The sequence below is a fragment of the Cohnella ginsengisoli genome (genome assembly GCF_029525555.1).
GTDB classification, from domain to species: Bacteria; Bacillota; Bacilli; order Paenibacillales; family Paenibacillaceae; genus Cohnella; species Cohnella ginsengisoli.
In genome coordinates this window covers 738,347-751,605 of record NZ_JAPDHZ010000006.1, presented here as the reverse complement: position 1 = coordinate 751,605, position 13,259 = coordinate 738,347, and the positions used below count along the sequence as shown (strand labels likewise).

Here is a 13,259-nt window from a genome sequence, read left to right as displayed (position 1 = left end):
CATCATCTGAGCATGAACGGCAAGAGCTACACCTTCAAATGCTTGCGAACGGAAACGACGCTGCCCCAGACGCCGATCAACGTGCCGAGCGCGACGAGCGTGCCGCCGACGAGCCAGCCGACTTTGTTCATGTCGACGACCTCGATCATCATGAGGCCCATGTTGTAATGCGTCGACGCGATCAATTGGGAATACCCGTATAGCAGCAGCGCCGTCGTAATGCCGGAGCCCGCAAGTCCGATGACGATTCCTTCGATAAAAAACGGCCAGCGGATAAAATTATTCGTGGCGCCGACAAGCTTCATGATGCCGATCTCTCTGCGGCGCGCCAGAATCGTCATCTTGATCGTCGTGGAGATGAGGAACATCGCCATGACCGCAAGTCCGGCGACGACGACGAGACCGACGTTGCGCACGGCGTTCGTGATGCGGAACAGCTTTTCGACGTAGCCTTGTCCGTACTTGACGCTAATGATCGGCTTGTCCGCGTCCGTCTCATTAAACGCCAGAATCTGCTTGGCGACGTAAGACACCTGCTGGGCGTCGAACAGTTCGACCTCGAACGAATCCGGGAGCGGATTCGAGTCCTTATAGCCGTCGAGCGCGCCCTTTACGTCCTCGTCCAGGTCCTCGCGGAGCTTCTCGAGCCCCTCTTCCTTGGAGACGAAAGTCACTTGTTTGACCTCCGCGATGTTGCCGATACGCGTCTTCAGCTCGTCGATCTTGGATTGTCCGATCTCCGACTCGAGGTAAACGTTGACTTGAACCTGGCTGTCGAATTGGTCGGCCCACTGGTTCACGTTGAGCGCGAGGAGCATGAACACGCCCAGCACGAACAGCGACACGACGATCGATCCGATCGAAGCGAACGACATCCAGCCGTTGCGGAAGACGTTCTTGACACCTTCGCGGATGTGGCGCACGAGGGTGCTAAACTTCATAGCCGTAATCCCCTCTCTGCTGGTCCCGCACGATGGTGCCCCGTTCGATCGCGATGACCCGCTTGCGGAGGGTGTTGACGATTTCTTTGTTGTGGGTAGCCATGACGATGGTGGTGCCGCGGAAATTGATCTCTTCGAGCAGCTTCATGATCCCCCACGAGGTCTCGGGATCGAGGTTGCCGGTAGGTTCGTCCGCCACGATGACTGAGGGACTGTTGACGATGGCTCTGGCGATCGCGACGCGTTGCTGCTCGCCGCCGGACAGCTGGGCGGGCAGGCTGCTCGCTTTGTGCTTAAGCCCCACGAGCTCCAGCACTTCCATCGTGCGGCGGCGAATCTGCCGCTTCGGCGATTCGACGACCTCCATCGCGAAGGCGACGTTTTCGTAAACGGATAGTTTGGGGAGCAGGCGGAAATCTTGGAATACGACGCCGATATTGCGGCGAACGTAAGGAATCTTGCGTTGCTTCAGCTTGCCTATATTGAATCCGTTGACGGACAGCTGGCCCTTGGTCGGCACTTCCTCGCGATAGATCAGCTTCATGAACGTCGACTTGCCGGCGCCCGACGGGCCGACGACGTAGACGAACTCGTTGCGGTCGATCACGATGTTTATGCCTTGCAGGGCGGGCGTGCCGTCCGGATAGGTCTTCCATATGTCGTGCATTTCGATCACGCGATCACATCCTGTTTCTTTGTTGAACAGCCGGTGCATATATACGTTCCGGGAGACGCTTCCCGTGAAAAGGCTAAAGTTCCGCAGACTAATGGTACTTCGACATCTTGCCGGCAAATCCTTTATTTGTCGAGCTTTATCTGGCCGCCAGACGCGTATTCGCGCCTCTTTCGGCATGCGTTTTTGTCGTTTTTCGTTATTTTGAGAAATTTTTAATCTGGAGGGAATCCTAAGCACACGTGCGCTCGACGGAAGGAGGAATGCCGAAAAATGGACAAACGAACCGTTCGGATTGCGGCCGCCGCGCTCGCGCTTGCTGTCGGCATGACCGCCGGGACGACGGCAACCGGGCATGCGGAGGCCGCTGGCTACACGCTGCTGTCAGCCTTTAAAGCCGGCGATGCGCGAATCGCCGCCGTTGAAGCGGCCGTCCTTGGAGCGAATGCCGAGGATACGGCCGTAGAGTTGGCGACAAAGCGCGCCGAAAGGCAGTCCCGCTCGCTGCCCCACGGCGTCGTGATAGGCGGCTTGAATCTTGGCGGCATGCGCGCGAATACCGCGATCGCCACGGTGCGGACGCGGATCGGAGCCGCGTTGGACGGGCGTGTGAGGCTGATTACCGGGCCTGCGGAAGCCTCCCCTGCTCAAAAATCGTCCGAGGCTGCGCCGACTTGGCGCGAGCTTGGACTCCAGCTGAACGCGGAGGAAGCCATACGGGCAATCGCGCGATATCGCGACGCAGGATGGCTGAATCGCCGTGCGGCCGGGCGGGCGATCGCGAAGCGCTTTTCGATCGAAACCGTCTGGGACGAGGAGACGTTCGCGGAAAAAGCGGAAGCGATGTGGGGAGCGCTCGCGGAAAAGCAGCCGATCGACTCGGTTCGTTCGATCGACGCATTCGATCGAGTCGTCTATTCGCCCGAAACGCCCGGCGAGACGCTGGACATCCCTTCGCTGCTGGCTGCTTTTAAAAAGCATGCCCCCCCATGCATTGAGCAAGACGCCGGCTTCCGCCGGCGGGCCGCTGCTGATCGAGTTTCGTCTGCCTGTCGTTCAAGTGAAGCCTGAGATTACGACGGCTTCGCTGCAGGCACAAGGGATCGCGCGCAAGATCGCGGAGTTTTCGACCTCATTCGCGGCGAGCGGCGAAGGCCGCATCCATAACGTCAAGGCTACTGCCGACGCTTTGGACGGCACGATGCTCCTGCCGGGCGAGACGTTCGATTACGGCGCCGTCGTCGCCAAGGCACGGCGGGATTACGGCTACCGGGCGGCTCCTGTCATCCTGAAGGGCAAGCTCGTTCCGGGCATCGGCGGCGGCATCTGCCAGGTGTCCAGCACGCTTTACAATGCGGTTCTTCGCGCCTCGGGTCTCCAGATCGTCGAGCGGCGCAACCACTCGCTCCCCCGTGAATTATTTGCCGCAAGGCATGGACGCGACTTTCGCGGAGGGGGTCGATTAACTTCCGGTTTCGCAACGACACGGGTAAACGGCTGTTAATCAGGGCCTCGGTTCGAGATAAAAGGCTGACGGTCAAGCTGTTCGGCACGATGGCCGACAACGTGAGGTATGAGCTTGAAACGGTGCGCGTAAAGGATCTTCCGCCCCGCACCGTGTACAGACAAGACGCGGGCATCCCGGTCGGCCTGTCGCGTCTGGTGCAGGCAGGCAAATCAGGCGCGGTCGTGGATACGTACCGCTTGAAGTACGTGGAAGGCCGGCTGGCCGCGCGCAGCAAGCTGAACCGCTCGATCTATCGCGCGCAGGACGCGATCTTCGCGGTGAATCCCGCGGACGCGCGCGCGGGGCGCCCGGAGACGCCGCCTTCGCCGCAAGGACGGACGCCGGCAGAGCCGATATGAGGGAATGGCTAAAAGCCGCCGGAACTTCGGCGGCTTGGATATTCGATTTACTTGGTCGCCCAGGAAGACAGGCGACACTCGCTTGGCTGGCGTTCCGGCTCCACGCCGCAGGAATAAGCCAGCCGGTTGGTCAGGTCGACGAGCGTGAGACGGCAGCCATGCTTCGCGCCCGTGTCGATCCCGATGCGGTCGCGGCCCAGCCAGAGCTCGCCTGCCGGCGCGCCGAGCTTGAAGGTCGGCGTATGGCCGAAGACGACCGTATAAGGAAGCGGGCCGCCGTCCGCCCAGAACTCGCCGCGGATCTCGGTCAGATCCGCGGCGCTTTGCTTGTCTGGCGGCAATCCCGGACGGATGCCGGCATGGGCGAACAGGAAGCCCTCCTCCTGCCAATACAGGGGCGTGTCGCTGAGAAACTTCAGCTCCTCCGCATCCGCAGGCAGACCTTCTCCGCGCGTGGAGGCATCAAGCAGCCACCGCTCCATATTGCCGAGCACGGCGCGCGCGCCCTCTCGGACCAGCGCCATCGCTTCCCTGAGCGCGGGCCAGCTCTCCCGCTCCCGGTTGATGAAGTCGCCCAGCAGGTACAGGCGATCCCTGCCCGGCGCGTATTCGGCCATGCGCAACAGGGATCGCATCTCTGTCGCATGGCCGTGTATATCCGAGATGACAAGTATGCGGGTCATGTAAGTCCTTCTACCTTTCGCTGCCGGCAGTCGCCGGGTACAAGTAGGTCTCATCGACGGGAAAACGCAGCCAACCGCGCGTGCCCGCCTTCAGAGGCTCATGATGAAATAAGGAAAGCATGTCGCCGGTCCCTGTCTCCGCCAGCACGCGCCAGCGATTGCCTTCGAAGGCGCTGTGCGCGATGCGGGCGGCCAGCCGGTTAAAGGCCGGCGCCGCGAAGAATCCGGCCTCGCGGGAGTCGGCAATCCCGGCCTCCGCCCCCGCGGCGACCTCCGCGCCCGGGTCGGAAGCCCTGGCGTCCTCGGTCTCCCAGGCGGCCGCATCCGGCCGGAACAGCGCGATGGCCGGTTCCGCGGGACCGCGTGCGCTCCAATCTGACGCCGTCCGGCCGGCGACGAAGGCGCCGTCCAGACGGATGGCAGGCGCCGCCCCGCCTTCGGCGATCGGCCCCGCGAGCCGGTTGCCCGCGCCGAGCAGCGAAGCGACCGACGCCGTCGCGGGCCGGCGATAGCAGGCCTCGGGGCGGTCGATCTGGTCGATGCCGCCGCTGCGCATGATGACGAGCCGGTCCGCCATCGCGAACGCCTCTTCGGGATCGTGCGTCACATGGAACACGGTCGTCCCCAGCTTGCGCAGTAGGTAAGACAGCTCCGTCCGCATCTCGATGCGAAGCCGCATGTCGAGATTGGACATCGGCTCGTCGAGCAGCAGCAGGTCGGGCTGCGTCGCCAAGGCGCGCGCGATCGCCACGCGCTGCTGCTGGCCGCCGGACAGCTGAGCGGGCAGGCGCTCGGCGAACGGCTCCAAATGCAGAAGACGCAGCAGCTCCCCGACCTTGGCTCGAATGTCCGCGGACGACGCTTTCTTTCTTTTTAACCCGTACGAAATATTATCGAGAATGCTCATATGCGGCCACAAGGCATAATCCTGGAACACCATGTTGATGTTCCGCTTCTCGGGAGGCACGAGCTTCGAAGCGGTGGACACGGCTTCGCCGCGCAGCCTCACCTCGCCCCCGTCGGGCTGCTGCAGGCCGGCGATGAGCTGAAGCAGCGTGGACTTGCCGCAGCCGGACGGTCCGAGCACGCTGATGATCTGCCCGCGGGAGACGCTGAAGTCGATGCCCCGAAGCGCAGGCTGGCCCGCGTAAGACTTGTGGAGCTCACGGATCTCTAAGATTGGATTCAATGGCTTGGCCTCCTTGCTTCCTTCGGTTTGAACAATCGCTCCAGGATGAGGATCAGTCCGACGACGGCCGTACCTCCGGTTAAGGTCGCGGCGGCGGCGTAGCCGAAGTTCAGGTCTTCGAACGCTTTGTTAATGACGACGGGCAATGTCATGAAGTTAGGCGGGAACAGAATCGAAGTCATCGCCAGGTCGAAAACGCTCGCCCCGAACGCCGCCAGCGCGGCGGAGAGCAGCGCGCCGCGCAGCAGCGGCAGCAGGATCGTCCGCACTCTGCGCGAAAACGAAGCGCCCTGCATTTGCGCCGCCGACAGCAGTCCCTGCGGCACCTTGGCCATCGCGCCCGTCACGATCCGGGTGATGACGGGAATGGCGCCCGCGACGCCGGCCAACACGAGAATGGCCGGCTTGCCGTAGAGCAGCAGCCCGATGCGCTCGAGCCAGGCCTGGTTCCAGATGAAGATGTAGCCGATGCCGAGCACGACGCCAGGAACCGCCAGCGAGACGAGCGAGATGACGTCGATCGCCCGTTTCAGCTTAAACTTCGAATAGGTCAGCACGTAGGCGACGAGCAGGCCGACGAACAGGCCGACGATGGCGGCGAACGCCGCGATCGAGAGCGAATGAAGCAGCGCGTCCGTCAGTTGCCCGCCGTCCGCGAACAGCTCCCGGTAGTGGTCCAGCGTGAACGCCGAGCCGCCGGATTTGCCCGGACGGGTAATCGACGTCAGCAGATTGGCGCCTAGGGGAATGCCTACCGCGATCGCCAGGAGGATGAGGTTGCCGCCCGCCAGCAGCCAAGCACCCTTATGCGGCCGTTCGGCCTCGGCCCGCGTCGCCCGGCCGCCGAGGAAGTCGAAGCGCGCCCGGCGCAGCGCCCAGAACTGCACGCTCATCGCCAGCGCGATCAGCACCACGAGATAAAAGGACAGCACCCCGGCCATATCGAACCGGATGGGCGAGGTGTAGAGCGCCGAGTAGATCGAATAAGGCAGCGTCGGAAAGCGGAATACGGCCGCGATGGAAGCCGGCAGGCCGAAATCGCCTACGGTGTCCATGAAGACAAGCAGCGCTCCCGAGCAATAGGCGGGCAGCAGCAGCGGCGCCTCGATCGTCCGCCAGACGGTCCAGGCGCTGCCGCCGTTCAAGCGGCCTGCTTCGCCCAGGCGGTCCATCTTCCATTCCAGCGCGGAATAGACGGCCAGATAAGCGAACGGAAACTTGCTTAAAGACATGACCGTAATCAGGCCCGCGGGCGTAAAGACCGCGTCGTGGACCCAATGCCAGCCGAACCAGGACGCGGCGAGTCCGTCCGACGAAGCGAACATGACCCAGCCTTGCGCGAGGATGAAGGACGGCGTCACGATCAGCAGCCATACCGCGCCGTCGAGCAGCCGCGCCCCCGGGAACGACCATCGGGACCGCGCCGTAGCGAGCGCCGCGCCGATCGCCGTGCCGATCGCCGTCGTGCCAAGGCCGAGGACTAGCGTGTTTTTGAGCGACAAATACCACAGCGGACGGCGGAACATCTCGCCTAGCAGAGAGAGGTCGCCGATCTGGCGGCTCCCGAAGAAAAAGCCCGGCAGCAGCACCTGAAGGACGACCGCGGCAAGCGGCAGCATGATCAACAAAACAAGAAGGGCCAGCACCAGCCAGCCCGTCCTGCTTCCGTGAGCGAAAATCGTAAAGCGCATTTTTATTTCACCGAGCGATCGGCGAACCATTGCTTGATTTCGGCTTCATGCTCTGCCGCCCACGCTGCTTCCGCCACGACGAGCTTGGCGTTCGGATTGCGGTCCGCCTTCGCCGTAACGCCCGTCACGCTTGGCTCGAAGTAGCTCTCGTCGCCTTGGTCGATCAGCGCTTGCTGCGTTTTGGGATCGAGCAAGAATTCGACGAACGCCTTCGCCGCGTCTTGATGCTCGCTGTTCTTTTGGATCGCCGCTACGCGTACCGAAGCCGGCGCGCCTTCTTCCGGCCAGACGATCTCGATCGGCTCGCCGTCGTTCTTGAGCGTGTACGCGTTGCTCTCCTGAAGCGCCGCGACCTTGATCTCGCCGCCCGTGAGCGCCTTGGCGACGTTCGGGTTTTTTCGGATACACGTGCGCGCCGTTTTTCAACACGCCGTCAAAGTAGGATTTGCCGCCTTCGATTCCTTTGTCCTGGAAGAACCAAGACACGAACGGGTAAGCGGGAGCGGCTACCGCGGGGTCTGCCATGCCGACGGTGCCTTTGTATTTCGCGTCTGCGAGATCCGCCCAGCTCTTCGGCGCGTCGGCCGCGCTGAACGACTTCGTGTTGTAGACGATGACGCCGGCGGCATGCGCGCCGGTCGGGTAATACGCTTTGTTCGCAGGGACGAACGTCTTGGCAAAGCCCGTCAAGTCCGCTGCGGCGGCCGGTTCCCAGCCTTCCAGCAGTTGCCCCGCTTTACCCAGACCCTCGATCGACGGCATCGCGTCCATCCAGACGACGTCCCAGTGGGGATTGCCCTTCTCGGCTTCAATGCGGGACATGATCTCCGCGCCGTTGCCGCTGACGATGTTGAGCTTGTACCCGGTTTGGGCTTCGAACATCGGCTTGACGATATCGTCGAAGTCGTTGAGGTAAACCGTCAGCGTCTCGCCGTTGCCGGCTGGCGTCGATGCGCTTACGCTTTCGGACGGCGATGCTTCCGCGCTCGCAGATGGAGATGCCGCTGCGGACGACGGCGCGGCAGATTCCGAAGCCGTGGCAGCCGCTGCGCCCGCGTTATTGTTGTTCGCGTTGCCGCATCCGGCTGCGGTCAAAGACAGGCCGATCAGCGCCATTGCTGCGAGCTTGCGGTGCTGCATGAGATTCATTTTTCGATATCCCCCTCGTAATCGTTCGTGATAACTTCACTTTAAGGGGGGTTTGTCAGCATGACGTAAAGCGGATAACAAATCGAAGTTAAATATCGTCTATGTATATTGATAAAATCATAGATAGAATCTATATTTGCAGGAGCAGGCATCCGACGAACAAAGAGGGCGAGCGTTCCGTGAATCCCCAACAGCTTCGAATTTTCATGCAAGCCGCGGACGGCCGCAGCCTCACGGAGGTCGCCTCCGCGCTCGGCTTAAAGCAGCCCACCGTCACCTTTCACATGCAAAAGCTCGAGCAATCTGCCGGCATCTCGTTGTTCCGCAAGCAGGCCGGCCGCGTGCGCCTCACCGATGCGGGCGAAGCGCTGCTCCCTTATGCCGCCAAGATCTCGGCGCTGCTGGACGAAGCCTCGCAGTTGATGACCGACTACCGCGAGCAAGGCCGCGGCAAGTTGAAGATCGGGGCCAGCTATACGCCGGCCACCTACTTCCTGCCCGCTTATCTGGCGGAATTCCAGATGCAGTATCCGCTGGCGCTGCCGACGCTGACCGTCAAGCAGGCCGGAGACGCGCTCGCGCTCCTTGAGAGCTTCGAAGTGGACGTCGCCGTCGTCTCCTTGTCCGAGGAGCCCTACCCCGGGCTCAACGTCATCCCGCTCAGCGAAGACCCGCTGACGCTGGCGTTCGCGCCTTTTCATCCGTTGGCCGCGGGGGGAGATCGGGATCGAGGACCTACAGGGCCAGCCGTTCCTCGTGCACGAAGGCGGCTCGACCTCGCGCAGGCTGTCCGAACGATGGGCGGCGGAGAACGGCTTGAACTGGCAAATCCGCATGGAGCTCGGCGCGATCGAGACGATCAAGGAAGCGGTCAAGCACGGCATGGGGATCGGCATTCTGCCGCGGCGCAGCGCGCGCCGGGAGGAGCTGTCCGGCGAGCTCGTGCTGCGGGAGCTGCCCGGCAAGGTCAGCGTCCGCCGGATCTGTCTTGCCTATCGCGAAGAGGATGAACCGGTCCGCCAGGCGGCGGCTTTTATCGATTTTATGCGGGGGGAAGCTGGGGGTATAGGGAGCTCGCTCCCCGGCGAGACGCCAAAAGCGTCCGAAGGCGACCGGTCAAGCCGGAACGCACCTCGAAGCGGCCGGTGCCTGCAGTAGAAATAAAAAATCGCCCCGCAAGCTCGCTAGAGCTGGCGGAGCGATAAAAGCGTCGCATCAGAAGGCTGCATTCGACAGAAAGCTAGATCAGTCCGGACTGCTTCAGCAATCTTTGAATCATCGTCGCCGCTTCGGCTCTCGTGACCGTCGCTTGGGGCGCCAGCAGCTTATCGCTTCTCCCGCCCACGAGGCCAGCGTTGAGGCAAGCGGCGATGCTGTCCGCCGCCCAATCGGAGACTGCTCGCCCGTCCGCATAGGACTGAAGCGTTCCCGCTACGGCTGTGCCCGCCTGGACCGGAGCCAGCCCGGTGATCGACATCGCTCTGGCGAGCAGTGTCATCGCCTGCTCCCGGCTCATCTTGTCATTCGGCCGGAAAGATCCGTCTTCGAAGCCTTCGATGAGGCCGTACGTTTGGACCGCGCCGATCGCGCCCGCGAACCAGTCGGACGGCCGAACATCGGTGTAGGCAGACGCTCCTGCCTCAAGACGAAGACCGAGGCCTCTCGCGAGTATGGCGGCGAACTCCGCGCGCGTCACGTCCCGATCGGGATCGAAGACGCCGCCGTCGCCTTCGACGATCATCCGCGCACCCAGATCTTCGACCGCCTGCTTCGCCCAGTGGTTCGCGACATCGGCGAACGATAGCGGATGCCAGACGACAGCGTACAAGCTGTTCGTCAAACTGTTTATTTTCGCAAAATATTTTCCGTCTGCGACAACGAGCTTCGTCGGAACGTGACGCAGCGTACCATCCTTCTCCAGTACGACCGCCGTGGTCAACCGCTCGGCGTCTGCCTGGCCGGGCAGCGCGATCGTACGCGTTACGTATTTGCCGAACGTTGTCACTTCAACGGAATGTTCCCCATACGCCGCACTTACTTTAAATGCGATCGGGGAAGCGATAATCGATAAGTTGTCCTTTTTCGCCGCAGCCGACATCGCCTCCAGCTCATCCGCGGTCGGCTTGGCAATCTCGATCCTCAGCATGACGCCGGACAAATCCTCCGGTGCGCCGAGCTGCCGGGCAAGCCGGCTCAGATCGATCTGCGCGGCAGGCAGCGTATAGGAAGCCTGTCCGGCTTGAACGACCAGCACGGCCGCATGATCGATGAGGCTTTGGACCATCCTTCCGTTCAGCTCTGCACGATTCACGTCGGAGTCGCCCGGCATGGGAAGCGTGATGACGGCTCCCGCTCCCTCGGCGGCGAGCTTGTCGGCCAGCAGCCGCTCGTCCACCGTCAAGGTAAGCACCGATCGGCCGCCTGCAGCCGTCTCGCTCGCTTGGCCGATGTTTTCGGTACGTCCGTTAATCAGAATAAGGATCGGCCGGGTCGACACATTCGAGAAGACCGGCTCCCAGGGCGAAACCGCGCTCGAAGGCTCGGAAGCCTCGCTGCTGCCCGCGGCATTGATCGCCTTGACCGTAAACGTATAGCTCACGCCGTTGGTCAATCCGGTCATGACGATCGGACTGCCCGTTCCGACCGCGACGATATTCCCCGGATTGGCCGTCACTTCGTATCCCGTAATCGGCGCGCCGCCATCCTCCTCGGGAGGCGTGAACGTAATCGTCGCCTGCCCGTTGCCGGCGACGGCCGCGACATCCTTCGGCGCATCGGGCGCTCTCGGAAGCGTGACGATCCGCGTGGGCTCGCTGACAGTACCGTTAATGCGCTGAACCCCGTAATAGGACCTGCCAGGCGTCAGACCGTCATACCGGACCGATCCGTCGTCCAGCATGTCCGGCTCGGCTTCAACCGCCATATTCGTCTCATAATCGTACAAGATCACGGTTGCGCCGGGATAAACCTTGCGAATATCGACATAACCGACGCCGGCTGCGGCCGTCGGCGTGCGCAGACTTGCGTTCACGAAAACGGAGTTTTCGCTTTCCTCTCCGCCAACCGTCTGCGTGACGTAGTACTGAACGTGATTCGGCACGACATTTTCAAACGTATAGGTCGCCCCGGCCACGCTGGTCGCCGTCGCCACAGGCGCTCCGCCAGTGGACAAATACAGCTTCAAAGTCGCTCCGGACGTGTAGTCGCTCGCCTTCACGCTCTCTTCAAGCCCTTGCGCCGTCGGCGCGGCCGGAATCGCCGGCTGCACGGTCGCATACGACGAACCAAGGCTAAGGACGCCGTTGATCTCTTGGACCGCATAGTAAGACTTGCGCGCCTCGAGTCCCTCATACTTCAGCGTACCGTCGCCCGGGTCCGTCGGCGCTGCCGTAACGGCTGCGTTGGAATCCGCCTCGTACAACGTCACGGCTGCCCCGGGATAAATGTTGCCGACGGTTACATAACCGACGCCTGCCGTCGCTGTCGGCATACGCAAGCTCGCTCCGACGAAGCTCGAATTCAGGCTCTCCTCGCCTGCGACCGTCTGCGTGACGTAGTAGCCGCTGCTGTTCGGCTCCACATTTTCGAACGTATACGTCGTTGCCGTCACGCTCGGCGCCATCTCCACCGGCGTCGCGCTTGTGGACAAATACAGCTTCAAGGTCGCTCCGGACGTGTAGTCGCTCGCCTTCACGCTCTCTTCAAGCCCTTGCGCCGTCGGCGCGGCCGGAATCGCCGGCTGCACGGTCGCATACGACGAACCAAGGCTAAGGACGCCGTTGATCTGCTGGACCGCATAGTAGGACTTGCGCGCTTCCAGTCCCTCATACTTCAGCGTGCCGTCCCCCAGGTCTGTCGGCGTTGCCGAGACCGCCTGGCCGGACCCCGCCTCGTACAGCGTCACCTCCGCGCCGGAATAAATATTTCCAACCCTCACATAACCGTCGCCTGCCGTCGCCGTCGGCGTCCGCAGACTAGCGCCGACGAAGCTCGAATTCAGGCTCTCCTCGCCTGCGACCGTCTGCGTGACGTAGTAGCCGCTGCTGTTCGGCTCCACATTTTCGAACGTATACGTCGTTGCCGTCACGCTCGGCGCCGTCGCCACCGGCGTCGCGCTTGTGGATAAATACAGCTTCAAGGTCGCTCCGGACGTGTAGTCGCTCGCCTTCACGCTCTCTTCAAGCCCTTGCGCCGTCGGCGCGGCCGGAATCGCCGGCTGCACGGTCGCATACGACGAACCAAGGCTAAGGACGCCGTTGATCTGCTGGACCGCATAGTAGGACTTGCGCGCTTCCAGTCCCTCATACTTCAACGTGCCGCCGCCCAGGTCCGTCGGCGTTGCCGAGACCGCTTGGCCGGACGCCGCCTCGTACAGCGTCACGTCCGCGCCGGAATAAATATTTCCGACCGTGACATAACCGATTCCCGCCGTCGCTGTCGGCGTCCGCAGACTGACGCCGACGAAGCTCGAATTCACGCTCTCCTGGCCTGCGACCGTCTGCGTGACATAATAGCCGTCGCTGTTCGGCTCCACATTTTCGAACGTATACGACGGCGACGTCACGTTCGGCACTGTGGCGGCCGGCGTTCCGCTTGTAGACAAATATAGCTTCAAGGTCGCGCCCGACGTATAATCGCTCGCCCGCACGCTCTCCTCCAGCCCTTGCGCCGTCGGCGCGGCCGGACTGGCGGCAAAAGCGAGATGACCGAGCCCGAGACTGCCCGTCAGCAGCGATACGACCGCCAGCACAGACAGCCACGCCAACCTCCATCGACGCCTCGGGGTTCCAATTGCGGCTGTTGCGTATAAACTTGAATCTCTCATTGCATTTCTCCCTTCCCTTTATTCAACCGTGTTTTTCAGAAAATCATATTTCGGTTAAATTTTCATGACTAAATCTTGTAATTCGACGTCAGTCGACATTTCCCTTTACGATTGGTCCTATTGCCAGATACAGTCCCGTCCGAAGTCACCGTTTTGTCTAAACTTCCCGAATCCTTCGGCCTCGGATCGACTCGTCGTTCCGCCGCCGCGCGCAAAAAAAACCTCCCGCCACTCTGTTTGAA

At 62.1% G+C, this 13,259-nt stretch carries 9 protein-coding genes and 2 pseudogenes; 4 read left to right on the top strand and 7 right to left on the bottom strand.

All coding sequences use genetic code 11. The features are described from left to right. Window positions 1-26: 26 nt before the first annotated feature. Both ftsX and ftsE read right to left on the bottom strand, forming a co-directional pair. Window positions 27-941: a permease-like cell division protein FtsX gene (gene ftsX / locus OMP38_RS30080; protein ID WP_277568349.1), complete on the bottom strand. Its 915-nt coding sequence runs from the start codon at window positions 939-941 to the stop codon at window positions 27-29. After that, complete coding sequence (ftsE, locus tag OMP38_RS30075; protein WP_277568348.1) at window positions 931-1,617, bottom strand: cell division ATP-binding protein FtsE; 687 nt, start codon at window positions 1,615-1,617, stop codon at window positions 931-933. Before ftsE ends, ftsX begins: the two co-directional genes overlap by 11 nt. Window positions 1,618-1,887: 270 nt before the next feature. On the opposite strand from ftsE, the gene OMP38_RS30070 reads away from it, so the two are divergent. Genes OMP38_RS30070 through OMP38_RS30060 form a run of 3 tightly spaced genes read left to right on the top strand, consistent with a single transcriptional unit; the run spans window position 1,888 to window position 3,480 of the window. Continuing rightward, entirely contained in the window at window positions 1,888-2,685 is a 798-nt protein-coding gene (locus OMP38_RS30070) for a D-alanyl-D-alanine carboxypeptidase family protein (RefSeq protein ID WP_277568347.1), read from the top strand. Continuing rightward, window positions 2,609-3,118, top strand: coding sequence for a VanW family protein (locus OMP38_RS30065; protein WP_277568346.1), 510 nt, complete (start codon window positions 2,609-2,611; stop codon window positions 3,116-3,118). Before OMP38_RS30070 ends, OMP38_RS30065 begins: the two co-directional genes overlap by 77 nt. Window positions 3,119-3,168: 50 nt before the next feature. Then, window positions 3,169-3,480, top strand: coding sequence for a G5 domain-containing protein (locus OMP38_RS30060; RefSeq protein WP_277568345.1), 312 nt, complete (start codon window positions 3,169-3,171; stop codon window positions 3,478-3,480). A 47-nt stretch (window positions 3,481-3,527) separates the two neighbouring features. Here the strand turns inward: OMP38_RS30060 and OMP38_RS30055 are convergent, their stop codons facing one another. The 4 genes and pseudogenes from OMP38_RS30055 to OMP38_RS36715 form a co-directional block, all read right to left on the bottom strand. After that, entirely contained in the window at window positions 3,528-4,163 is a 636-nt protein-coding gene (locus tag OMP38_RS30055; RefSeq protein WP_277568344.1) for a metallophosphoesterase, read from the bottom strand. A gap of 10 nt (window positions 4,164-4,173) precedes the next feature. Continuing rightward, window positions 4,174-5,352, bottom strand: a complete 1,179-nt coding sequence (locus OMP38_RS30050) for an ABC transporter ATP-binding protein (protein ID WP_277568343.1) — start codon at window positions 5,350-5,352, stop codon at window positions 4,174-4,176. After that, a complete protein-coding gene (locus OMP38_RS30045) occupies window positions 5,349-7,043 on the bottom strand; it encodes an ABC transporter permease (RefSeq protein ID WP_277568342.1) in 1,695 nt (564 codons plus the stop codon). The genes OMP38_RS30050 and OMP38_RS30045 overlap by 4 nt, the downstream gene beginning before the upstream one ends. A gap of 2 nt (window positions 7,044-7,045) precedes the next feature. Next, a pseudogene (locus OMP38_RS36715) lies at window positions 7,046-7,805 on the bottom strand (extracellular solute-binding protein). Between the two features lie 488 nt (window positions 7,806-8,293). On the opposite strand from OMP38_RS36715, the pseudogene OMP38_RS36410 reads away from it, so the two are divergent. Further along, window positions 8,294-9,350: pseudogene (locus OMP38_RS36410) on the top strand (LysR substrate-binding domain-containing protein). Window positions 9,351-9,432: 82 nt separating this feature from the next. Here OMP38_RS36410 and OMP38_RS30025 read toward each other — a convergent pair. Continuing rightward, window positions 9,433-12,957, bottom strand: a complete 3,525-nt coding sequence (locus OMP38_RS30025) for an S-layer homology domain-containing protein (protein WP_277568340.1) — start codon at window positions 12,955-12,957, stop codon at window positions 9,433-9,435. Window positions 12,958-13,259: the final 302 nt, after the last annotated feature.